Raw genomic sequence first — 20,771 nt, forward strand, 5'->3', positions numbered from 1 at the left:
TCGTATGGGGCGCGGACCATACGATCCAGCACGAGAACCAGATTCTCGCGGTAGGTGAAGGTTCATGATCAGACGCGGACTGCTGATTCCGCTGGTAGCGGCGTTTCTGGCGACCGCGGGCTGTGGCGTGTTCAAGTCCGGTTCGTCGACCCCGCCGCCGCCACTGGAACGGACCACCCTCCGCGTCGGTGTGGGCAACGCCATCGACACGGCCCCGCTGCGGATCGCCGTCGCGGCCGGGAAGTTCGGCGCCGCGGGCCTGAACGTGCAGCTCGTCGAGCTCGGCGGGGAGGACGGGCTCGCCAAGCTGACCGCGGGTGACCTCGACGTCACGTTCGGGTCCGACATCGCGTTGTTCCGCGCCGCGGCCGGCGGGACGGCCCTGCAGTTGCAGGGCGAGGCCTACACGTCCGGCCCGAACACGATGGCGCTGGTCACCCTGCCCGGTTCCGACTACACCGTGCCGACGTCGAAGAAGTCGCCCCGGATCGCGGTGAACATGCTCGACGACGTCGGCGCGCTGGCCGCGCGTTCGGTGCTCGGGACGGCGGGCGTGGACGTGACGAAGATCAAGTTCAAGCAGGTGGCATTCGACGGGATGCCGCAGGCCCTGCAGGCCGGCGACGCCGACGCGGCGCTGATGATCGAGCCGTTCATCACCCGCGCCGAGAAGGACCTCGGCGCCCACATCCTCGCCGACGGCGCCCGCGGCGCGACGCTCGACTTCCCGCTGTCGGCGTACGCGTCGGCCAAGCCGTTCGCCCAGGCCAACCCGCGCACGCTCGCGGCGTTCCGCACGGCGCTGGGCGCGGCCCAGCAGAGCGCGACCGACCCGGCCGTCGTCCGCGACGCGCTGCCGAAGTTCTCCGACATCGACACGACCACGGCGGCACTGATCTCACTCGGCTCCTACCCGGCGTCGCTCAACGGCATCCGGCTGCAGCGCGTCGCCGACCTCATGCACAACTCGGGGCTGCTGGCGAACCGCCTCGACGTCCAGGGCCTGCTCCCCGACCAGAGCGGTAGTTAGCTGTCGGTGGCCAGGGCCGAGGTGACCGTCCTCGAGCGCCGGGACGGCCCGGGCCTGCCGCGGCCGGCTGCTGCTGATCCGCCCGGACGGGTACGCCGTCGACCCCGCCGAGCTGGGACGCTGGTTCGGCTGAGCGCTAGATGCTCTCGCCCGGCGGTGCCAGGCACAGCGTGCGCGACGGCGGACCGGTGTAGGTCAGCACCTTGTCGGCGCGCTCGCAGTCGTCGTCGCGCCCGTACCCGGAGAGGATCTGGACGCGGTCCTGCACCGCCGGGTCGGAGCAGCTCACCTTGGCGATCGTCGTCTCGTCGTCGAGACCGCGCAGGCAGTCGCCGGACCGGACGTTCAGGGCGAGGCAGAGCGTCTCGCCTGCGCTGAGCCGGAACCGCACGTAGTCACCGGAGGCGCAGGAGACGGCCCCGCGGTAGTTGTTCTCGACCTTGTACGTCGCGCGGTCGGAGCTGCAGCCGACGTTGTGGTAGGCGAGCCGGTCGCCGCTTTCCCGCGTCAGGTAGAGGCAGTCGCCGTCCGACGGGGTGCCGTAGCGGCCGATCCTGCTCAGGCCCCACGCACCCAGCGACCCCAGTGCCAGCGCCAGGACGACGCACACGACGAGCACGGTCCGCACCTTCGGGGTGAACCAGTGCGGGATGGGCCGCTGCCCCGGCGCCGGGGGCATCGAGGCGGGCCCGGCGGCGTAGCTCGGCGTCCGGAACGGGTTGTCGTCGGACGGTGGTGTGGTCAAAGTGCCCTCCCGTGATCCCCTCGGCACCTCGTCCCACCGGCGGCGCCGCGAGCGAGGCACGTATAACAGTAGTTGTGACTGATGGCCCGCTGATCGTCCAGTCCGACAAGACCGTGCTCCTGGAGGTCGACCACCCCCAGGCCGATGACGCGCGGATCGCGATCGCGCCGTTCGCCGAGCTCGAACGGGCGCCCGAGCACGTCCACACCTACCGGATCACGCCGCTGGCCTTGTGGAACGCGCGTGCCGCGGGCCACGACGCCGAGCAGGTCGTCGACGCGCTGACGACGTACTCGCGCTTCCCGGTGCCGCAGCCGCTGCTGATCGACGTCGTCGACGTGATGGGCCGGTTCGGGCGGCTGCAGATCGCCAACCACCCGGCGCACGGCCTCGTCATGTCGACCACCGACCGCGCGGTGCTGACCGAGGTCGTCCGGAACAAGAAGATCAGCCCGATGCTCGGCGCGCGGATCGACGACGACACGGTCGTCGTGCACCCGTCCGAGCGAGGGCGGCTGAAGCAGGCGCTGCTGAAGGTCGGCTGGCCGGCCGAGGACCTCGCCGGGTACGTCGACGGCGAAGCGCACCCGATCGCCCTGGACGAGGCGGACTGGCAGCTGCGCGACTACCAGCGGCAGGCCGCGGAGGCGTTCTGGGCGGGCGGTTCCGGCGTCGTGGTGCTGCCGTGCGGCGCGGGCAAGACGATGGTCGGCGCGGCGGCGATGGCCAAGGCCGAGGCGACGACGCTGATCCTGGTGACGAACACGGTCGCCGGGCGGCAGTGGAAGCGCGAGCTGATCGCGCGGACGTCGCTGACCGAGGAGGAGATCGGCGAGTACTCCGGCGAGAAGAAGGAGATCCGGCCGGTCACCATCGCGACCTACCAGGTGATCACCCGCAAGACCAAGGGCGAGTACAAGCACCTGGAGCTGTTCGACTCCCGCGACTGGGGCCTGGTCGTCTACGACGAGGTCCACCTGCTGCCGGCGCCGGTGTTCCGGATGACGGCGGACCTGCAGTCCCGGCGGCGCCTCGGCCTGACCGCGACGCTGGTGCGCGAGGACGGCCGCGAGGGCGACGTCTTCTCGCTGATCGGGCCGAAGCGCTACGACGTGCCGTGGCGCGACATCGAGGCGCAGGGCTGGATCGCGCCGGCGAAGTGCACCGAGGTCCGCGTGACGCTGACCGACGCGGAGCGCTTGGAATACGCGACGGCCGAGGCCGACGAGCGGTACAAGCTCGCGGCGACGGCGCTGACGAAGACCCCGGTGATCAAGTCCATTGTGGAGCGTCACGCGGGCGAGCCGACCCTGGTGATCGGCGCGTACCTCGACCAGCTGGAGATGCTCGGCGACGAGCTCGACGCCCCGGTGATCCAGGGCGCGACCCGCAACAAGGAGCGCGAGGAGCTGTTCGACAGGTTCCGCCGCGGCGAGATCCGGACGCTCGTGGTGTCGAAGGTGGCGAACTTCTCGATCGACCTGCCCGAGGCGTCGGTGGCGATCCAGATCTCGGGAACGTTCGGCTCCCGGCAGGAGGAGGCCCAGCGGCTGGGCAGGCTGCTGCGCCCGAAGGGCGACGGCCGTCAGGCGCACTTCTATTCGATCGTCTCCCGCGACACGGTCGACACGGAGTACGCGGCGCACCGCCAGCGGTTCCTCGCGGAGCAGGGGTACGCCTACCACATCGTCGACGCGGACGACCTGCTCCGGCCGCTCTAGGCCGGACTTACGAGGAGCGCTCGCGCTTCGGCGGCCTCCGTGACGGCGGTGCCGCCGGTTCTCAGGCGCGCCAGGACCCGCTCGACCGCGGCGGCTTCGAGTTCGTCGCGAAGCACGCCGTCGACCACTCCGGCCAGTTCCGTCACCGCCCACGGCAGGCTCGAGCCCGGCTCCGCGAGCAGCGCGAGGAGCTCCACCAGCCGGCCACGGGCCTGCGGCCGCCGCACGCCCGACTGGGCCGTCCGCATCCGGTTCCACCAGCCGGCCGTTCGCCGGGCTTCGTCCTCGGACTCCCACAAGCGCGTCGCCCGGTCGCCCAGCGGCAGGCGCAGGTCCCGGAGGACGGCGGGGCTGTAGACGCCGCGCACCCGGAAGTCCTCGAGGTGGTGCCGCCCGACGACCAGCCGGGCGAGCCGCCCCCGGCCCCGGCCGCGGTGCCGCCCGAGGACGACCACGCTTTCCCCGCCATCGCCCCACTGCGGCGGCAGCACCCACAGCTTCGCTCCCGGCGCGAAGTGCTTCAGGCCGCGCCGGACGTCTTCGCCGCCTTCCCCGTGCGTCGTCTCGGCGAGCACGTTGGCGACCACGCACCACGCCAGGAGTTCCCCCTCGTTCACGGGAGCAGCCTAGCCCGGCCACCCCTTCGGCCCAGCGAATCGTCACACGAGCAACTTCCGCCACTTTACCCTCGCTTGGCGCACTGACCTGCGGATTTGTCGATTCACTCGAACGGATGAGCGGCTGGATCACTGGAAATTGTCGGACCCTCGAACTACTGTTCGAGATGCAGCAGCCGAACACAAGTTCGAGGGGACGTCCATGACGATCGCACCGCTCCGCCCCGGTACGCCCGCGCCGCCGGTCCAGACCCTGCCACCGGGGTCGTGGCACGGCCGGCTGTGGGTGTCCGACCTGCCGCTGACCCGGCCCGAGCGCTACCTGGGCTGCGTGGCCGAGTTCGACCGGTCCGGCCTGTGGCCGGTGCTGATCCCCCACGACCAGCGGTTCGCGGCGAACGGCGAGGACTGGATCGACGACCGTGGCCGCCTCGCCCCGGCGGGCCACCGGGTGGCAACGGCCGACCCGGCGCGAGCACTGGACCGCTGGTGGGACGGTTCGTGCTGCGACGGAGCCTGCCTCCGCCCGTTCGGCGCGCGGTTTCCGGGGCTGGCCAAGAAGAGCCCGCGCAAGTCGGACCCGCTGGCGGAGGCGGGCAACACGGGCTCGATCCTGGCGAACCGAGCCCCCCACCGGCTGGGCCTGGTCCAGACCGAGCGCCCGGCGGACATCCCGGCCCTGCTGGGCTGGACGGGGATGATCAAGTGCACGGACCAGGTGGCCGAGCTGTCGGCGGTGCTGAGGAGCTGGGAAGACCGCTTCGGGGCAACGCTGGTGACGCTGGGCTTCGATTCGCTGGAGCTGTCGGTGGCGGCACCGCCGAGGAACCAGGCAAGGGCATTGACGGTGGCGGCGGAGCACCGGGCGTTCAGTTTGCCGACGTTCGCGGGGCAGCCGGGGAACCTGCGGGAGTACGCGTCGGGGTTGGTGCAGTCGCGGTTGTGGAGGTTCTCCTGGGCCTGAGGCCGGGTCGGCGGTGAGGGCTGGGACGCCGGGGAGCTGGGTTCGGGGTGAGGGTCGGGCCGCCGGCGAGGCGGAGCCGGCGAGGCGGAGCCGGCGAGGCCAAGCTGAGGTTGGGCCGCGCGGCGAGGTCGAGGTTGGGCCGCCAGGCCGGGCTGAGCCACCCGGCAGGGGCGGGCCCTGACGGAAGGCCGGTACCCGGGACAAGGCTGGGCTGGGCCGGGCCGGATCGCCCCCGGGTCCGGGGCGGGCGCAGCCGAGGCCGGGCAGAGCCGGGGCCGGGCAGGCAGAGCCGGGGCCGGGCAGGCAGAGCCGAGGCCGGGCAGGCAGAGCCGAGGCCGGGCAGAGCCGGGGCCGGGCGGGCAGAGCCGGGGCCGGGCGGGCAGAGCCGGGGCCGGGCAGGCAGAGCCGGGGCCGGGCAGGCAGAGCCGGGGCCGGGCAGGCAGAGCCGGGGCCGGGCAGGCAGAGCCGGGGCCGGGCAGGCAGAGCCGGGGCCGAGCCGCCGAATCAAGGGCGGCCCGCCGGTCCGAGGCCGACCCCAGGGGTAAGGGCGGCCGAGCCGCCGGGCAAGGCCGAGCCGAGGCTGGGCCGCCAGGTCAAGGCTTGGCCGCCAGGGCGAGGGTGGGCGCCAAGACAGGAACCTGTTCGCCGGGCGGCAACCACGCAGCAACCAGACCGGCGCAGCCAAGCCGCCAGCCACGCCAGCCACGCCGGCGCAGCCGGCCGCCGGCCAGGCCGGCGCAGCCGGGCTGCAGCCAGACCGGCGCAGCCAGGGCGCCAGCCAGACCGGCACCGAACGGCAGCCCGCCCCCACACAAAAAGAGCTGGGTGGTCATCCCGTCGCCTGAGGCCGCAAAAATCACTTTGAGCCAGGCCCGCAACCCACCACCCAAAAGCAAGCCGGCAAACCAACCTTGCGGGCCTGGCTCAAAGTGATAGGCCTCAACCAGGCGACGGGATGACCACCCAGCGACCCCAACGCAAAGGCGAGCCGAGAAGCACCCCCGAAGGTCATCCCAGAGCCTGCCCGTCCGGCGAGGACAGCAAGGAAACCAAGGCACCAAGACGACCGTCCCCGAAGTCAGGTCACCCGTCCCACCAACCAGCCCACTTGTCCCACCACCCGAGTTTGGAACCGCCCTCCACCGGGAATCACCCCCCGCGGAAAGGCGGTGAGAACGATCGCCGAAATCCGGATCGGCACCTCGGGCTGGCGCTACCCACCGTGGCGCGGAGTCTTCTACCCACCAGGCCTGGCCCAGAGGCGAGAGCTCGAGTACCTCTCGCGGCGGATGAACGCCGTCGAAATCAACGGCTCCTTCTACTCCCTCCAACGCCCCGAACGCTACCGATCCTGGTTCGAAGAGACCCCGGAGAACTTCCTCTTCGCAGTCAAAGGCGGCCGCTTCATCACCCACATGAAGCAACTCCGAGACGTCGAAACAGCTCTGGCGAACTTTTACGCCTCCGGAGTCCTCGCCCTGGGCACAAAACTGGGCCCGTTCCTCTGGCAGCTACCACCCCGGCTGACCTTCGACCCCGACCGCCTCGCGAACTTCTTCACCCTCCTGCCCCGCACGACAACCGAAGCCGCCCAGCTCGCCACGAAACACGACGACAAGCTCAAAGGCACGCCCTATCTCGACCCCGGACCGCAAGCACCCCTGAAACACGCCCTCGAAGTCCGGCACCCGTCCTTCGCCGAACCCGCGGCGAAGGACCTCCTGAAAGAACACGGCATCGCCCTGGTCACCGCCGATACCGCGGGCAAGTGGCCGTTCCTGGAGGACCAGACCGCCGACTTCGCCTACGTCCGCCTCCACGGCGACGAAGAGCTGTACGTCAGCGGCTACTCCGACCGGGCCCTGCGCACCTGGGCCGACAAGATCCGGGCCTGGCACGACGACGGGAAGCGCGACGTCCACGTCTACTTCGACAACGACGTCAAAGTCGAAGCGCCCCGCAACGCCGAGACCCTGGCGGACCTGCTCGGGGTGACGCCCGAAACAGGACAGTGAGTGGACAGTGAGCGCGATCGGCTTGAGTGGACGCGCGGGCCGGACCGGCTTGCGTGCTGTCGCTGGGGGTCGGCACGCGAGCGGTCCGCCCAGCCCTCAACTTCCCGTGCCCACCAATGCCGCGAGCTTCGCGCGCACGTCGTCGGCGTCCGGGTGCCCAAGCTCCGTCAGCAACCGGACCGACCGGACCCAGCACTCCCGCGCCAGCGCCCGATCTCCCTCGCGCAGGTGGATCGTGCCCAGCTGGGCCAGCACGTCCGCCGCCTCGTACAGTTCGCCCATCTCGAAGAACATCGAGACCGACTCGCGGATGCCCGCGATCCCCTCGGCCACGCGGCCCAGCCCGACCAGCGCCAGCCCGCGCGTGTGCAGGGTGAACCGCGTGTCCACCGGCTTCCCGTTCGGCCCCAGCACCGCCAGCGCGGCATCCGCCAGCCGCAGCGCCTGGTCGTGGTCGCCCATCGACGTGCAGATGTCGCCCAGCGCCCGCAGCACGCTCGCTTCGAACGCGCCCAGCCCCAGGTCGCGGACGATCTCCAGCGCCTGCATCCCGTGTTCGTACGCCCAGGCGTAGTCGTCGAGGTTGTGCGCCGCCATCGCCAGGTTGTACTGCGCCCGCGCCTCGCCCTCGCGCGCGCCCAGCTCGCGCTGGATCGCGAGCACCTCCTCCAGGTAGCGCCGCGATTCGTCGTATTCGCGCGCGACGCCGTTGACCACGCCGAGCCCGCTCAGGATGCCCGCCTCGCCCGGCCGGTGGCCGCTCGCCCGCGCGGCTTCGAGGGCCACCACGAACACCGAACGCCAGTCGTCGAGCCGCGAGCGCGTCACGAAGTAGCTCTGCAGCAGCCACGCGAGCTTCCAGCAGACGTCGTCCCGCCGGCGCCGCGCCAGGTGCACCGCGGCGATCAGGTTGCCCGACTCCTCGCCGAACCAGTCCAGGGCGTCGTGGTACCCGGCGAAGGACAGGCCGCCGTCGAGGTCGTCCAGCTCCAGCAGCCGGTAGTAGCGCTCCGGCCGCATCCGCCGCGACGCGTTCAGCGCCGACGCGAGGTACCAGTCGAGCAACCGGTCCAACGCCGCGTCACGCTCGGATGGCGTGTCGACCTGCGAAGCGACTTCGCCCGCGTACGCGCGGATGAGGTCGTGGAACTGGTAGCGCCCGGGTCGCGGCTGGGCCAGCAGGTGCGCGGCGGCCAGGGTCTCCAGCTTCGGCCGGACCGCCGCGAGGTCCAGACCGGCGACCGCGGCCGCCGCCGGCGCGGTGAAGTCGACGCCGGTGGGGAGCCCGAGCAGCCGCAGCAGCCGTGCCGTCGACGGCTCCAGCGCCTGGTAGGAGTACGAAAACACCGACCGGATGTTGGTGCCTTCGCCGTCGGCGAGGTCGAACGAGCCGAGCAGGTCGGTGTCCAGCGAGTCGACGAACTCGTCGAGCGAGAGGTCCGGGAACTGCGCCGCCCGCACGGCCAGGATCCGGATCGCCAGCGGCAGCCCGCCGCAGTAGCGCACGAACCGCTCGGTCGCGGCGGGATCGCGCGCGACGCGGTCGTGGCCGATCGTGGACGCGAGCAGCTCGACGGCGTCCTCCTCGCCCAGCTCCGCCAGCGCGATCCGCCGCGCGCCGTGCGTCGCGACCAGCCCGCGCAGCTGCCAGCGGCTCGTGATGACGACGAAGCAGCCCGGCCCGGGCAGCAGCGGGCGCACTTGTTCGGTGCGGTTGGCGTTGTCGAGCAGGACGAGCAGCCGCCGTCCCGCGGTGTGCGTCCGCCAGCTCGCCGCGCGGCCGTCGAGGTCGGCGGGGATCGCTTCGCACGGCACGCCGAGCGCGGTCAGCATCGCCTCCAGCGCCGCCGACGGCTCGACCGGCTCGCCGGGCCCGTAGCCACGCAGGTTGAGGTAGACCTGCCCGCCGGGGAACCGGTCGGCGATCTCGTGCGCGAAGTGCACGGCCAGGGTCGTCTTGCCGATGCCGCCCATGCCCTCGACCGACGCGATCGGCGTCGACGTGTCGGCGTCGATCGCCTCCGGCAGCAACGCGTGCAACGCCTTGAGGTCGCACTCGCGCCCGGAGAAGGTCCGCAGGTCGGCGGGCAGCTGGTGCGGCACCTGCGGCTCGGCGCCCAGCCGGTAGCGCGCCGGGGCCGTGTGCCCGTCGTCGGTCCCGGTCAGGATCGCCTGGCGGGTGCGCTGCAGCGCCGGCCCGGGGTCGAGCCCGAGCTCTTCGGCCAGCACGCCGCTGATCCGGCGGTAGACGTCGAGCGCCTCGGCCTGGCGGCTCGACCGGTACAGCGCGACCATCAGCTGCTCGTGCAGCCGCTCCCGCAACGGGTTTTCCCTGGTCAACCGGGTCAGTTCGGGGACGATGGTGCCGTACTCGCCGACGTCGAGCAGGGCGTCGGCCCACTGCTCGCGCACGCGCAGCCGTTCTTCGGCGAGCTGGCCGACCTCGTCGCGGTGCAGCGCGTCCGACTCGACGTTCAGCAGCGCCGGGCCGCGCCACTGCGCGAGCGCGTCGGCGAAGTGGGTGGCCGCCTGACGGCTTTCGCCGCGGTCGACCGCGGCCTTGCCCCGGGTGGCGAGGGTGCGGAACCGGGAAAGGTCGAGGAGGTCGTCGTCGAGCTCGATCAGGTAGCCGCCGCTCTCGGTGCGGATCGCGACCTGGTCGCCCAGCGCCCGGCGCAGGCGCAGCACGTACGTCTGGAGCGCGCCCTTGGAGCGGCGGCGGTCGTCGTTCCACAGCCAGCGGCCCAGCTCGTCGACCGGCACGACCCGGTTCGCGCGCAGCAAAAGCCCGGCCAGCACGATCAGCGGCCGGCTGCCCCCGAGCGGCACCGGGTGGCCGTCTGCCGTGACCTCGGCCGGACCCAGCACGCGGAAGTCGAGGACCACGGAAACATTCTGGCCGGAAACGCGCTGTTCGGCAGCGGTTCGGCGCAAGTCGGGGTGGCATGATCGGCGGCGATGAAGGTCTACGCGATCCCCCTGCGCAACCGCTTCCGCGGCATCACCGTCCGCGAAGGCGTGCTGCTGCCCGGCCCGGCGGGCTGGGGCGAGTTCTGCCCGTTCGCCGACTACTCGGACGCCGAGAGCGTGCCGTGGCTGCACGCGGCGCTGGAGGCGAGCGAGACGGGCTGGCCGGCTCCGGTCCGCGACCGGGTCGAGGTGAACACGACGGTTCCGGTCGTCGGCGCGGAGAAGGCGTACGAGCTGGTGCGCGCGTCCGGCTGCCGCACGGCCAAGGTGAAGGTCGCGGACCCGCGGTCGACCCTGGCCGACGACTGCGACCGGGTGGCGGCGGTCCGCGACGCGCTCGGCCCGTCCGGCGCGGTCCGCGTCGACGCGAACATGGCGTGGGACGTCGACACGGCGGTCCGCGCGATCGCGGACCTCGACAAGGCGGCGGGCGGGCTGGAGTACGTGGAGCAGCCGTGCCCGACGATCGAGGAGCTGGCGGCGGTCCGCCGCCGGGTGGCGGTCCGCATCGCGGCCGACGAGTCGATCCGCCGCGCGGAGGACCCGCTGAAGGTGGCGGTCGCGGGAGCGGCGGACATCGCGGTGCTGAAGGTGTCCCCGCTGGGCGGTGTGCGGCGGGCGTTGGAGGTCGCCGAGGCGTGCGGGCTGCCGTGCGTGGTGTCGTCGGCGGTGGAGACGAGCGTCGGCTTGGCGGCGGGGCTGGCGTTGGCGGGCGCGTTGCCTTCGCTGGAGTTCGCGTGCGGCCTGGGGACGATTTCGTTGCTGGAGGGCGACGTCTGCGCGTCGCCACTGTCCCCTGTGGACGGATACCTGCCGGTGCCGCCGCGGGCTCCGGAACCGACGGACGCGTACCCGGCCCCGGCCGAGGTGCAAGCGGCGTGGGAAGCCCGGCTCGAGCGGGTGCGCCGGTTGTCGTGAGTGAGAAACAGGGTTAGAACACTGTTTCTCACTCACGACGTCACGCGGCCGCTTGCCAGGCCGAGTCGTGGGCCCGCACGAGCCACCGGCTCGCCCAGTCCCGATCCGGCTCTTCGGGCAGGGGCGAGGCACCCCGGACCAGCCGGCCGAGCCGGTCTTCCAGCTCGGCGGCGGCCGCGAGGGCTTCGTCCTGCGTGTGCTTCCCCCGCCGCAGGTCGCGCAGCCAGGTCAGCCAGGGTTCGGCGATGGGCAGCGTCATCCGGCCGGTTTCGAGCAGCTCGACGCCCTGAACACCGAGGCGCACCATGTGCATGGCGTACTTGGTGTCGAAGCCGTACTTCGCGATGAGCTCCGGCCGGTTGACCTTGACGGCGCCGTCGAGCAGCCGCTGCCGCTGGGTCCGCAGGTAGCCGGCGAACCGCAAGCCGGCCTGCCGCGACACGATCTTCGTGGCGTTCGCGCGCAGCTCGTGGCCGAGTTCGGTGATCCGCACGATTTCGTGCCCGGGTACGAAGAGCGGCAGCAGGATGGTCGGGTTCCCGCCGAGGGCGAGCCGCATCCACTTGCGCAGCGAGTAGACGATGAGGTCGAGATCACCGGGCCCGGACCGGACGCCTTCGGGCTGGGTGCGGAAGACGTACTGCTCGAACCGCCGCAGCCCGCTGACGTACTCGGCGGGTTCCACGCACAGCCCCATTTCGTCGCGGTCGTCCTGACCGTCGACGGCGGTACCGTGCAGTCCGGACCCGACCTGGCAGCGCAGGATCGTGCCCCGCTCGGCGATCGCGGCGAACTCCGGTGTGTCGTGCTTCATGGTCCGAAGTTGTACCGGGCGCGCCTGGTCGGGAGCACGTGGTTTTCCCCGAGGGCAAGTTCAGGGTCGGGGTCCGGGCCGTTCCCGATGTGGGTGGGCCCCTTCGGCAGACACCATTGAGCCATGACGAACAGCGTGTACACCCCGGAAACCACCAAGAAGCTCCGCCGCAGCAAGAGCGACAAGATGCTCACCGGTGTCTGCGGTGGCTGGGCCACCTACCTCGGCATCGACGCCAGCGTCCTGCGCATCGGCATGGTCGCCGCCGTTTTCCTCTCCGTCGGCATCGCCATCCCCGTCTACGTCGCCGCCGCGATTCTGACGCCGGAAGAGGACTCCTGACGCCGGGCGGGCGCCGGCTCGCAGGGGGAGCCGGTGCCCGCCGGACACCGGGGGTGCGCCAAGAACACACAGTGCGGCCCGGACGCCCGAGGGGAGCGTCCGGGCCGTTCGGCGTACGGCCCTACGCTGACCGGCCCAAAAGCGCGGCGCCGACCCCTGGTGACGTACTAGGTTCGCGGTCGTGGATCAAGGCAGCAGGACGGCGGCGAAGATCGTCGTCGGGATTCTGGGTGGGCTCTACCTGGTCGCCGGGCTGGGGCTGACCGCCTTCTCCGCCTTCTTCGCGCTCGCCTTCAACGACACCGGAAGCGCCGGCGTCACCAAGACCGTCCTCTACACCGCCGCCGGGCTCGCGATCTGGATCCTGCTCACCGGGATCGGCGCCATCGTCGTCGCGCTCGAAGCGGAGGAAGCGAGCACCGCCTGGCTCGGGGGCCTCGGCGTGCTCGCGCTCGGCGTCGTCATCCTCGGCGCCTACGCCGTCTGGTTCTTCACGAAACCATAGAAAAAGCCCGGCCCGCCGAAGCGGACCGGGCTTTCCCGGAAAGCAGCCGAACTCAGAAGTCCATGCCACCCATGCCACCGGACGGGTCGGCCGGAGCGGCAGCAGCCTTCTCCGGCTTGTCCGCCACGACAGCCTCGGTGGTCAGGAACAGCGCCGCGATGGAGGCGGCGTTCTGCAGCGCGGAGCGGGTGACCTTCGTCGGGTCCGGCACGCCGGCGGCGAGCAGGTCCTCGTAGACACCCGTGGCGGCGTTGAGGCCGTGACCCTGCGGCAGGCCCTTGACCTTCTCCACCACGACGCCGCCCTCGAGGCCGGCGTTGATCGCGATCTGCTTGAGCGGGGCCTCGACGGCCACCTTGACGATGTTGGCGCCAGTGGCCTCGTCGCCCTCGAGCTTCAGGCCCGCGAACGCGGCCTCGGCGGCCTGGATCAGGGCCACGCCACCACCGGCGACGATGCCCTCTTCCACGGCGGCCTTCGCGTTGCGCACCGCGTCCTCGATGCGGTGCTTGCGCTCCTTCAGCTCGACCTCGGTCGCGGCGCCGGCCTTGATGACGGCCACGCCGCCGGCCAGCTTCGCGAGCCGCTCCTGCAGCTTCTCGCGGTCGTAGTCCGAGTCCGAGTTGTCGATCTCGGCGCGGATCTGGTTGACGCGACCCTGGATCTGGTCGGCGTCGCCCGCACCCTCGACGATGGTCGTCTCGTCCTTGGTGATGACGGCCTTGCGGGCCTTGCCCAGCAGGGACAGGTCCGCGTTCTCCAGCTTGAGGCCGACGTCCTCGGAGATGACCTGGCCACCGGTCAGGATCGCGATGTCCTGCAGGATCGCCTTGCGGCGGTCACCGAAGCCCGGGGCCTTGACGGCGACGGACTTGAAGGTGCCGCGCATCTTGTTGACGATGAGGGTGGCCAGGGCCTCGCCCTCGACGTCCTCGGCGATGATCAGCAGCGGCTTGCCGGACTGGATGACCTTCTCCAGCAGCGGCAGCACGTCCTTGACGGTGGAGATCTTGGAGCCGAAGAGGAGGATGTACGGGTCCTCGAGCTCGGCTTCCTGACGCTCCGGGTCGGTCACGAAGTAACCGGAGATGTAGCCCTTGTCGAAGCGCATGCCCTCGGTGAGCTCGAGCTCGAGGCCGAAGGTGTTGCTCTCCTCGACGGTGACGACGCCTTCCTTGCCGACCTTGTCCAGCGCCTCGGCGATCAGCTCGCCGATGGTGCGGTCAGCGGCCGAGATCGAGGCGGTAGCAGCGATCTGCTCCTTGGTCTCGATCTGGACGGCGGCCTTGTGCAGCTGCTCGGTGACGGCCTCGACGGCCGCCTCGATGCCACGCTTGAGGGAGATGGGGTCGGCGCCGGCGGCGACGTTGCGCAGCCCCTCGCGGACGAGGGCCTGGGCGAGCACGGTGGCGGTGGTGGTGCCGTCACCCGCGACGTCGTCGGTCTTCTTGGCAACTTCCTTGACGAGCTCGGCCCCGATCTTCTCCCACGGGTCCTCGAGCTCGATCTCCTTGGCGATGGAGACACCGTCGTTGGTGATGGTCGGCGCGCCCCACTTCTTTTCGAGCACGACGTTCCGGCCCCGCGGGCCGAGGGTCACCTTGACGGCTTCGGCGAGGGTGTTCAAGCCGCGCTCGAGACCGCGGCGGGCGTCCTCGTCGAACGCGATCAGTTTGGCCATTGCGGTGTGGTCCTCCGGTATTGGGCGCAGCCGCCGCGCTGTGCTTCTTGCAGCGGCGGCAGCAGGACTCTTCCTCGGCCAGGCTCGGTGCCCGCGACGGACGACTGGACCCGGGTGGGGGTCAGCCTCACCGTCCCGACCTTTGGCACTCGACGGCGTCGAGTGCCAACACCGTGTTTAGCACTCTCGGGGGGAGAGTGCAAGAAGGCCTGCTCAGCGCGGCACGGATTCAGTTGCCCGGCTTGATGGAGATCGACGGCGGGGGCGTGTTCAGCGACGACGTCGGGTTGCCCTGCGAGTCACCCGGGCCGACCGGGATGTTCGGGGCGGTCGTCGTGCCGCCACCCCCGCTCCCGCTGTCACCGAACAGGAAGATCGCGCCGACGACCAGGCCGGCCAGCACCAGCACGCCGAGGGCGATGAAGATCCACTTCTTGCCACCGCCGCTCTTCGGCTGGTGGAACGCGCCCGCGCCGCCCGCGGGCATCGGGGGCCGCAGGCGCATCGGGTCCTGGCCGTAGCCGGGCGGCGGGCCGGGCATGCCCTGCTGCTGCGGGTACCCGTACCCCGGAGGCGGCCCCTGCGGCGGCATGCCTTGCTGCTGCGGGTAGCCGTAGCCGGGCGGCGGGCCCTGCGGCGGCATCCCCTGCGGGGGCATTCCGGGCGGCGGGCCCTGCGGACCGCCGGGCCCGGGGCCCTGGCCGTAGCCGGGCTGCTGCTGTCCTCCGTACGGGTGCACGGGGGCCCCCTCTCCCTGCGGTGCGCTGTTCTGGTGCGGCCCCTGTTGTACCTGACCATGGCGCTGCGGCGCGGGGATTCCACCCGAATTGGACCCGGGCGGGCCCGGTGGGGTGTCCGACGCCGCCTGGGCGCCGAGCGCGCGGCGGGCGGCCGCGATCATCTCGACGCAGCTGGGGTAGCGGTCGGCCGGGTTCTTCGCCATGCCGCGCCGGATCACCTCGTCGATCGCCGGCGGCAGCGCGACCACCCGGGAGATCGACGGCGGGTCGCCGTTGAGGTGGCCCTTGATCACCGTCGGGACGTCGCCCTTGAACGGCGGGCTGCCGGTCAGGCACGCGTAGAGGACGCACGTGAGCGCGTACTGGTCGGTGCGCCCGTCGAGCGGCTCACCGCGCAGGTGCTCGGGCGCCGCGTACGTCGGCGAACCGAGGAAGTCGCCGCCGCGCGTGCGGTGGCCGGTCGCGCCGCGGCGCGTCAGCCCGAAGTCGGCGACGTACACGTGCTCGCGCGAGGTCTCCTTCTTCGTCACGAGCACGTTGGCCGGCTTGACGTCGAGGTGGACCAGACCACGGTTGTGCAGGGTGTCGAGGGCGTCCGCGACCTGGTCGAGCATCGTCAGGGCACGCGCGGGGGCGATCGGGCCGCCGGAGATCAGGCCGGCGAGATCGCCGCCGTCGACCATGCGCATGGCGATGTAGAGCATGCCGTCGAGCTCGCCGAAGTCGTACAGCGGCACGACGTTGGCGTGGTCGATCGCGGACGTGTTGCGCGCCTCGTCGACGAACCGCTCGCGGAACTCGGCGTCGGCCCCGAGGTGGTCACCGATGACCTTCAGCGCCACCTTGCGGCCGAGACGCACGTCCGTGGCCTTGTAGGTGACGCTCATGCCGCCTTTGCCGAGCACCCCGTCGATGCGGTAGTTGCCCAGCCGGCGACCGGTGAGGTCCCCCGACACATCGCCTGTCACGCCCGGCAGCCTAACGTCCCAGGTTCGCGGGCTGCCGGGGGTTCGCCAATCGGGTGATCGCGCCCGTCAGGACACCTTGCGGACGTCCGCCGCCTGACTCCGTCCGTCCCGGCCGGACTGGACTTCGAACTCCACGCGGTCGCCTTCGTCCAAAGTGCGGAATCCTTCGGCCTGGATGGCCGAATAGTGGACGAACACGTCCGGACCGTCGGTGGATTCGATGAACCCGTAGCCCTTTTCCGAGTTGAACCATTTGACGGTGCCGACAGCCACGGCGCCCTCCCTCAGCACAAAGGATCCGCTGGCCCGAGCGGATGCCAGCGGCGGAAGTGCCAATCACGCTACCGGAATTATTGCCCTCGGCAATGGGCAATTCGTTTGAAGATCACGTCGAAGAAAGGCGCCGGTTCCGCGCTTGCACGAGCACCGTCCCGGGACCCGCGAAGTCGACCGCGAGCCCCTCGCCCGTGCGCAGTGACTGCGGCCCGCCGGGATCGAGCGCCCGCAGGCGGCACTGGACGGTGTCGGGGTAGGCCAGCAGGTAGTCCGGCCGGACCGTGACCAGCTCGCCCTGGCCGAGCTCGAACGCGTCCACCGGGCCGGGCGCGGCCAGCACGAGCGGCCCGGTTCCGCTGTAGTGCTCGAGAAACCCCGAGTCGGCGCCGAAGAGCTGCTGCAGCGGCGCCCAGCCCGCGTCGTGCCGGACCGACGACGGCCGGACCAGCACGGCGTCGCGGTGCACCGACCAGCCGGTGCCGCCGCCGAGGTCGAGCGGGTAGACGTCGCCGGGGCGCAGCGGCGCGAAGTCGAGCCAGCCGCCGTCGGCGGGGGCGGTGTAGACGGTCGCCGCGGACTTGCCCGCGCGGACGCCGCCGCGGCCGGCCGGCGCCTCGGTGACGCCGAACCGGCTGGCGAGCAACGTGTCGGGCGCGGCCTGCACCGACTCGCCCGGGTCGAGCAGGACGCGGGCGACGCCGAAGCCGGGCGTGTGCCGGGTCTGGACGCGCATCAGCGGGACGGGACGTGGGAGACGATCCAGCTGATCAGCGCGGACGGGTTGCGCGTCTGCGTCATGATCTGGCCGGGACCGACGAAGTCGAACACGAGCCCTTCGCCGCTCTTCATGGACTGGATGATGCCGGTCGCGACCTTCCGGATCTGGTACTGCACGGTGTCGGCGTACGCGACGACGTGCCCGGTGTCGATGGTCACCATCTCGCCCTGCTGCAACGTGATCGTCTCGACGGCGCCGTAGCAGGAGACGAGCAGCTGGCCCTGTCCGGTGGCGTGGGTCAGGAACCCGCCCTCGCCGCCCATCAGGTTCTTCATGCCGCCCCACTTGGTCTCCGTCTGCACGCCGTGCGACGACGCGAGCCAGCAGCCGCGGGTGACGGCCCAGCCGGTGCGGCCGTCGAGGGTGATCACCTGGATGTCGCCGGGCAGGTTGGCCGCGACGTCGACCCAGCCGCCGTTCTGGGGCGCGGTGAAGGTGGAGATGAAGAAGGACTCGCCGGAGAGGAAGGCGCGCCCGAGGCCCTTCATGATCCCGCCCTGTGCCTGCGACTGGACCTGCACGCCGTAGCTGGTGGCCATCATGGCGCCGGACTCGACCTGGCACGGCTCCCCGGGCGCCAGCATCAGCCGCGCGACGGCGAACGAGGGCTGTTGACGGACTCCGACCTGCATGCGTGCTCTCCCCTGTACGTGCTCGTAACGGGGCAGAGTCTTGCACGACCGTGAATGGCGGGGAGGATGGTCCGGTGATCTCCGTCGACGACTACCGCGACAAGGTGGCCGCGCTCCTGGGCACCTCCCCCGCGACCGCCCTGCCCCTCGCCGCCGCGGCCGGCCTCGTGCTCGCCGAGGACGTGCGGGCCGGCGTCTCCCTCCCGCCCTTCGACAACTCCGCGATGGACGGCTACGCGGTCCGCGCCGCCGACGTCGGGCAGGTACCGGTGACCCTGCCGGTCGCCGACGACATCCCGGCGGGCCGGGTCGACGTCCGGCCGCTCGAACCGGGCACCGCGCACCGGATCATGACCGGCGCGCCGCTGCCGCCCGGCGCGGACGCCGTCGTGATGGTCGAGGACACCGACGGCGGCACCGAGACCGTGACCGTCTCCGCCGCCGCCCAGGAGGGTGCGCACATCCGGCGGACCGGCGAGGACGTCGTCGCCGGCAGCGTCGCGCTGCACGCGGGGACCGTCCTCGGCCACTCCCAGCTCGGCCTGGCGGCCGCGGTCGGGCTCGCCGAGGTGCGGGTGCACCGGCCGCTGCGGGTGCTGATCGCCTCCACCGGCACCGAGCTGATCGACGCGCCCGCGCCGCTGCGGCACGGCCAGATCTACGAGTCGAACAGCGTGATGCTCGCCGCGGCGATCCGCGGCCTCGGCTGCGCGGTCGAGGTGGTCCGCAGCGTCGTCGACGACGTCGAGGAGTTCCGCAAGGTCATCGAGCCGAAGCTCGCCGACGCCGACCTGCTGGTCACCTCCGGCGGGGTCAGCGCGGGCGCGTACGAAGTGGTGAAGGACGCGTTGTCCGGCCAGGGCGTCGAGTTCGCGAAGATCGCGATGCAGCCGGGCGGGCCGCAGGGCTGCGGGCACTGGCAGGGCGTGCCGGTGGTGACCCTGCCCGGCAACCCCGTCAGCGTGCTCGTGTCGTTCGAGGCGTTCCTGCGCCCGGCGTTGCTGACGGCCATGGGCCACACCGACGTCTCGCGCCGGCGCGTGCGGGCCCGGCTGCTGGAGGCGATGTCCTCGCCCGCCGGCCGCCGTCAGTACCGCCGGGGCGTGTTCACGCCGTCCGACCGCGAGGTCACCGGGGTCGTCGGGCCGCGCGGCGGGCCGGGCTCGCACCTGCTGGCGGCGTTCACGCAGGCCAACTGCCTGATCGTGCTGCCGGAGGACGTCACGTCGGCAGCGGAAGGCGACGAGGTGGACGTCCTGCTGCTCTAGCCGGGAACTCCCGCAGCTTCCGGTACGGCGCCAGCAGCGGGAGCGCGGCGATCAGCACCCCGGACATCACCCACAGCGTCTCGCGGACGCCGATCGCCTCGCCCAGCGCGCCGCCGAGCACCCCGGCGAGCGGGATCGTGCCGTAGGCGACGAGCGAGGCGCTCGAGGTGATCCGGGCGAACAGCTCGGGCGGGCAGTACTGCTGCCGGAACGTCGCGGTGAGCACGTTCGAGGCCACGACACCGGCGCAGACGCCGAACACCGCGAGGACGAAGAGCGCGAGGCCCCCGCCCGGTCCGCTCAGCGGCCCGAGCAGCATCATCGGCGCGGCGAACAGCTCGCACAGCAGGAACGCGCGGGCGGCGCCGAAGCGCGCGCCGAGCCGTCCGGCCAGCGCCGCGCCGAGCACTCCGCCGGTCGCGGCCAGCGCCAGCACCAGCCCGACCAGGCCGGGTGCGGCGCCGAGCGTGCGGGACAGGAAGACGATCTGGATGGCGCCGTAGCCCGACAGCGCGAGGTTCGAGACGGCGGCGAAGGCCATCATCGACCGCAGGTACCGGTCACCGGCGACGAACCGCAGGCCTTCGGCGATCTGGCTGCGCAACGGCGTCCGCGGCGGCGGGACCACGGCCTCGCGCGCCCGGATCGCCCGCACGCACAGCACGGACACGCCGAAGCTGACCGCGTCCGCGAGGACTCCGCTGACCGGCCCGAACGCCTGGGCCAGCAGGCCGGCCAGGCCCGGCCCGGCGACCTGCGTCGCGGATTCGCTGCCCTGGATCTTGGCGTTGGCCTCCAGGAGGTCGCCGTCGGGGACCAGCGACGGCAGGTACGCGCGGTAGGCGAGGCTGAAGAACACCTTGGCGAAGCCGCCGAGCAGGGCCGCGGCCAGCAGGAACGGCATGCTCAGCACGCCGAAGGCGGCCGCGAGCGGGACGCTGCCGAACACCGCCATCGACGCGGTGTTGCAGACCAGCATGACCGGGCGCTTGGGCAGCCGGTCGACCCAGGCGCCCGCGGGCAGGCCCACGAACAGCCACGGCAGCCAGGCGACGGCGGTCAGCAGCGCGACCTGGAAGGTGCTCGCCCGCAGCGTGACCACCGCGACCAGCGGCAACGCCGTGGTCGCGACCATGCTGCCGAGCATGCTCGTGGTCTCGCCGGTCCAGAGCAGCCGGAAGTCCCTGTTCCCCCAGAGCCCCTTCACGGCTTGCCCAGCGAAGCCCGCGCGGCGAAGAAGACCGGACGGCGTTCGACACCGTCGTCGGGCAGGGCGCGGTCGCGGTACTCGGCGAGCATGGCGACGATCCGGTCGTTCAGCTCGGCCAGTTCGGCGATGGACAGCCGGGTCCAGCCGTCGGCGCTGAACAGCGCCCCGCGCCACTCCTCGGGATAGGAGTCCCGCTTGGCCAGCCACTCGCGGGCGATCGCGTGCTGGTGGTCGAGGGTCAGCACCTCGGCCGCTTCGGCGATCGGGTCGTCGGGGAAGTCCTGCGCGCCCCACTTGATCGCGCTGGAGGTCCGCCGCCACCACCGTTCTCGGCGGTCCCTGGCCAGCTCGGGCGCCTCCTCGATGAGTTCGCTGGCCGCCAGCACCTTGAGGTGGTGGCTGATATTCCCCACCGCCTGGTCCGTCTTCTCGGCCAGCAGCGACGCGGTCGCCGGGCCGTCGAGGTGCAGCAGGTCCAGCAGGCGATGGCGCAGCGGGTGCGCGATGGCCGCCAGCGCCTTCGAGTCCCGGATCTCCCGGACGTTCTCTTCTCTCACCATGACGCACAAGAGTAGTT

20 protein-coding genes are annotated in these 20,771 nt (G+C 71.8%); 8 read left to right on the top strand and 12 right to left on the bottom strand.

Translation table 11 applies throughout. The annotated features are described in order from the left end of the window. Positions 1–64: 64 nt before the first annotated feature. Positions 65–1,030, top strand: a complete 966-nt coding sequence (locus tag AB0J40_RS14305) for an ABC transporter substrate-binding protein (RefSeq protein ID WP_364452189.1) — start codon at positions 65–67, stop codon at positions 1,028–1,030. A 136-nt stretch (positions 1,031–1,166) separates the two neighbouring features. On the opposite strand, the gene AB0J40_RS14310 is transcribed toward AB0J40_RS14305, so the two are convergent. Then, the gene (locus AB0J40_RS14310) at positions 1,167–1,775 is read right to left on the bottom strand and encodes a hypothetical protein (RefSeq protein ID WP_364452192.1); all 609 of its coding nucleotides are present in this window, start codon (positions 1,773–1,775) and stop codon (positions 1,167–1,169) included. 74 nt (positions 1,776–1,849) lie between these two features. Here AB0J40_RS14310 and AB0J40_RS14315 point away from each other — a divergent pair, with 74 nt between their 5' ends. Beyond that, positions 1,850–3,496 carry a DNA repair helicase XPB gene (locus AB0J40_RS14315; protein ID WP_364452195.1) on the top strand — a complete coding sequence of 549 codons (1,647 nt, stop codon included), beginning with the start codon at positions 1,850–1,852 and terminating at the stop codon, positions 3,494–3,496. Here the strand turns inward: AB0J40_RS14315 and AB0J40_RS14320 are convergent. After that, positions 3,493–4,113, bottom strand: a complete 621-nt coding sequence (locus tag AB0J40_RS14320) for a hypothetical protein (RefSeq protein ID WP_364452197.1) — start codon at positions 4,111–4,113, stop codon at positions 3,493–3,495. The two genes, AB0J40_RS14315 and AB0J40_RS14320, sit on opposite strands and share 4 nt — an antisense overlap. 202 nt (positions 4,114–4,315) lie before the next feature. On the opposite strand from AB0J40_RS14320, the gene AB0J40_RS14325 reads away from it, so the two are divergent. Beyond that, the gene (locus AB0J40_RS14325) at positions 4,316–5,077 is read left to right on the top strand and encodes a DUF4253 domain-containing protein (protein WP_364452200.1); all 762 of its coding nucleotides are present in this window, start codon (positions 4,316–4,318) and stop codon (positions 5,075–5,077) included. Positions 5,078–5,670: 593 nt separating this feature from the next. Here the strand turns inward: AB0J40_RS14325 and AB0J40_RS14330 are convergent. Then, positions 5,671–5,910, bottom strand: a complete 240-nt coding sequence (locus AB0J40_RS14330; protein ID WP_364452203.1) for a hypothetical protein — start codon at positions 5,908–5,910, stop codon at positions 5,671–5,673. Positions 5,911–6,246: 336 nt separating this feature from the next. Here AB0J40_RS14330 and AB0J40_RS14335 point away from each other — a divergent pair, with 336 nt between their 5' ends. Beyond that, positions 6,247–7,092, top strand: coding sequence for a DUF72 domain-containing protein (locus tag AB0J40_RS14335; RefSeq protein ID WP_364452206.1), 846 nt, complete (start codon positions 6,247–6,249; stop codon positions 7,090–7,092). A 96-nt stretch (positions 7,093–7,188) separates the two neighbouring features. Here the strand turns inward: AB0J40_RS14335 and AB0J40_RS14340 are convergent, their stop codons facing one another. After that, positions 7,189–9,978 carry a BTAD domain-containing putative transcriptional regulator gene (locus AB0J40_RS14340; protein ID WP_364452209.1) on the bottom strand — a complete coding sequence of 930 codons (2,790 nt, stop codon included), beginning with the start codon at positions 9,976–9,978 and terminating at the stop codon, positions 7,189–7,191. 72 nt (positions 9,979–10,050) lie between these two features. Here AB0J40_RS14340 and AB0J40_RS14345 point away from each other — a divergent pair, with 72 nt between their 5' ends. Continuing rightward, positions 10,051–10,980 (top strand): o-succinylbenzoate synthase, encoded by a 930-nt coding sequence (locus AB0J40_RS14345; protein ID WP_364452211.1) that lies wholly within the window; start codon positions 10,051–10,053, stop codon positions 10,978–10,980. Between the two features lie 40 nt (positions 10,981–11,020). Here AB0J40_RS14345 and AB0J40_RS14350 read toward each other — a convergent pair whose 3' ends face one another. Then, complete coding sequence (locus AB0J40_RS14350) at positions 11,021–11,794, bottom strand: nucleotidyltransferase domain-containing protein (RefSeq protein ID WP_364452214.1); 774 nt, start codon at positions 11,792–11,794, stop codon at positions 11,021–11,023. Between the two features lie 123 nt (positions 11,795–11,917). On the opposite strand from AB0J40_RS14350, the gene AB0J40_RS14355 reads away from it, so the two are divergent. Both AB0J40_RS14355 and AB0J40_RS14360 read left to right on the top strand, forming a co-directional pair. Further along, a complete protein-coding gene (locus AB0J40_RS14355) occupies positions 11,918–12,136 on the top strand; it encodes a PspC domain-containing protein (protein ID WP_364452217.1) in 219 nt (72 codons plus the stop codon). Positions 12,137–12,317: 181 nt separating this feature from the next. Then, positions 12,318–12,641: a hypothetical protein gene (locus tag AB0J40_RS14360; RefSeq protein WP_364452220.1), complete on the top strand. Its 324-nt coding sequence runs from the start codon at positions 12,318–12,320 to the stop codon at positions 12,639–12,641. 52 nt (positions 12,642–12,693) lie between these two features. On the opposite strand, the gene groL is transcribed toward AB0J40_RS14360, so the two are convergent. From groL to AB0J40_RS14385, 5 genes are all read right to left on the bottom strand, one after another. Next, a complete protein-coding gene (gene groL, locus AB0J40_RS14365) occupies positions 12,694–14,322 on the bottom strand; it encodes a chaperonin GroEL (protein ID WP_361103164.1) in 1,629 nt (542 codons plus the stop codon). A gap of 229 nt (positions 14,323–14,551) precedes the next feature. Continuing rightward, positions 14,552–16,030 (bottom strand): serine/threonine-protein kinase, encoded by a 1,479-nt coding sequence (locus AB0J40_RS14370; RefSeq protein ID WP_364452222.1) that lies wholly within the window; start codon positions 16,028–16,030, stop codon positions 14,552–14,554. A 66-nt stretch (positions 16,031–16,096) separates the two neighbouring features. Then, positions 16,097–16,303: a cold-shock protein gene (locus AB0J40_RS14375; RefSeq protein ID WP_329054617.1), complete on the bottom strand. Its 207-nt coding sequence runs from the start codon at positions 16,301–16,303 to the stop codon at positions 16,097–16,099. Positions 16,304–16,415: 112 nt separating this feature from the next. Beyond that, entirely contained in the window at positions 16,416–17,039 is a 624-nt protein-coding gene (locus AB0J40_RS14380) for an AIM24 family protein (RefSeq protein ID WP_364452225.1), read from the bottom strand. Beyond that, positions 17,039–17,716, bottom strand: coding sequence for a TIGR00266 family protein (locus tag AB0J40_RS14385; RefSeq protein ID WP_364452228.1), 678 nt, complete (start codon positions 17,714–17,716; stop codon positions 17,039–17,041). Before AB0J40_RS14385 ends, AB0J40_RS14380 begins: the two co-directional genes overlap by 1 nt. Before the next feature lie 74 nt (positions 17,717–17,790). Here AB0J40_RS14385 and glp point away from each other — a divergent pair, with 74 nt between their 5' ends. Continuing rightward, positions 17,791–18,984 carry a gephyrin-like molybdotransferase Glp gene (glp, locus tag AB0J40_RS14390; RefSeq protein ID WP_364452229.1) on the top strand — a complete coding sequence of 398 codons (1,194 nt, stop codon included), beginning with the start codon at positions 17,791–17,793 and terminating at the stop codon, positions 18,982–18,984. Here glp and AB0J40_RS14395 read toward each other — a convergent pair. Both AB0J40_RS14395 and AB0J40_RS14400 read right to left on the bottom strand, forming a co-directional pair. Then, the gene (locus tag AB0J40_RS14395; RefSeq protein ID WP_364452232.1) at positions 18,938–20,191 is read right to left on the bottom strand and encodes an MFS transporter; all 1,254 of its coding nucleotides are present in this window, start codon (positions 20,189–20,191) and stop codon (positions 18,938–18,940) included. The genes glp and AB0J40_RS14395 overlap by 47 nt on opposite strands. Next, positions 20,188–20,754: a helix-turn-helix domain-containing protein gene (locus tag AB0J40_RS14400; RefSeq protein WP_364452234.1), complete on the bottom strand. Its 567-nt coding sequence runs from the start codon at positions 20,752–20,754 to the stop codon at positions 20,188–20,190. The genes AB0J40_RS14395 and AB0J40_RS14400 overlap by 4 nt, the downstream gene beginning before the upstream one ends. Positions 20,755–20,771 lie beyond the last annotated feature (17 nt).

It is taken from the genome of Amycolatopsis sp. NPDC049691 (assembly GCF_040675005.1).
GTDB lineage: Bacteria > Actinomycetota > Actinomycetes > Mycobacteriales > Pseudonocardiaceae > Amycolatopsis.

Excerpts from the sequence above, each read along its gene's own strand:
- AB0J40_RS14305 (WP_364452189.1), top strand. The coding sequence starts at position 65 with ATGATCAGACGCGGACTGCTGATTCCGCTGGTAGCGGCGTTTCTGGCG.
- AB0J40_RS14325 (WP_364452200.1), top strand. The coding sequence starts at position 4,316 with ATGACGATCGCACCGCTCCGCCCCGGTACGCCCGCGCCGCCGGTCCAG.
- AB0J40_RS14330 (WP_364452203.1), bottom strand. The coding sequence starts at position 5,910 with ATGACCACCCAGCTCTTTTTGTGTGGGGGCGGGCTGCCGTTCGGTGCC.
- AB0J40_RS14345 (WP_364452211.1), top strand. The coding sequence starts at position 10,051 with ATGAAGGTCTACGCGATCCCCCTGCGCAACCGCTTCCGCGGCATCACC.
- AB0J40_RS14350 (WP_364452214.1), bottom strand. The coding sequence starts at position 11,794 with ATGAAGCACGACACACCGGAGTTCGCCGCGATCGCCGAGCGGGGCACG.
- AB0J40_RS14355 (WP_364452217.1), top strand. The coding sequence starts at position 11,918 with ATGACGAACAGCGTGTACACCCCGGAAACCACCAAGAAGCTCCGCCGC.
- groL (WP_361103164.1), bottom strand. The coding sequence starts at position 14,322 with ATGGCCAAACTGATCGCGTTCGACGAGGACGCCCGCCGCGGTCTCGAG.
- AB0J40_RS14380 (WP_364452225.1), bottom strand. The coding sequence starts at position 17,039 with ATGCGCGTCCAGACCCGGCACACGCCCGGCTTCGGCGTCGCCCGCGTC.
- AB0J40_RS14385 (WP_364452228.1), bottom strand. The coding sequence starts at position 17,716 with ATGCAGGTCGGAGTCCGTCAACAGCCCTCGTTCGCCGTCGCGCGGCTG.
- AB0J40_RS14400 (WP_364452234.1), bottom strand. The coding sequence starts at position 20,754 with ATGGTGAGAGAAGAGAACGTCCGGGAGATCCGGGACTCGAAGGCGCTG.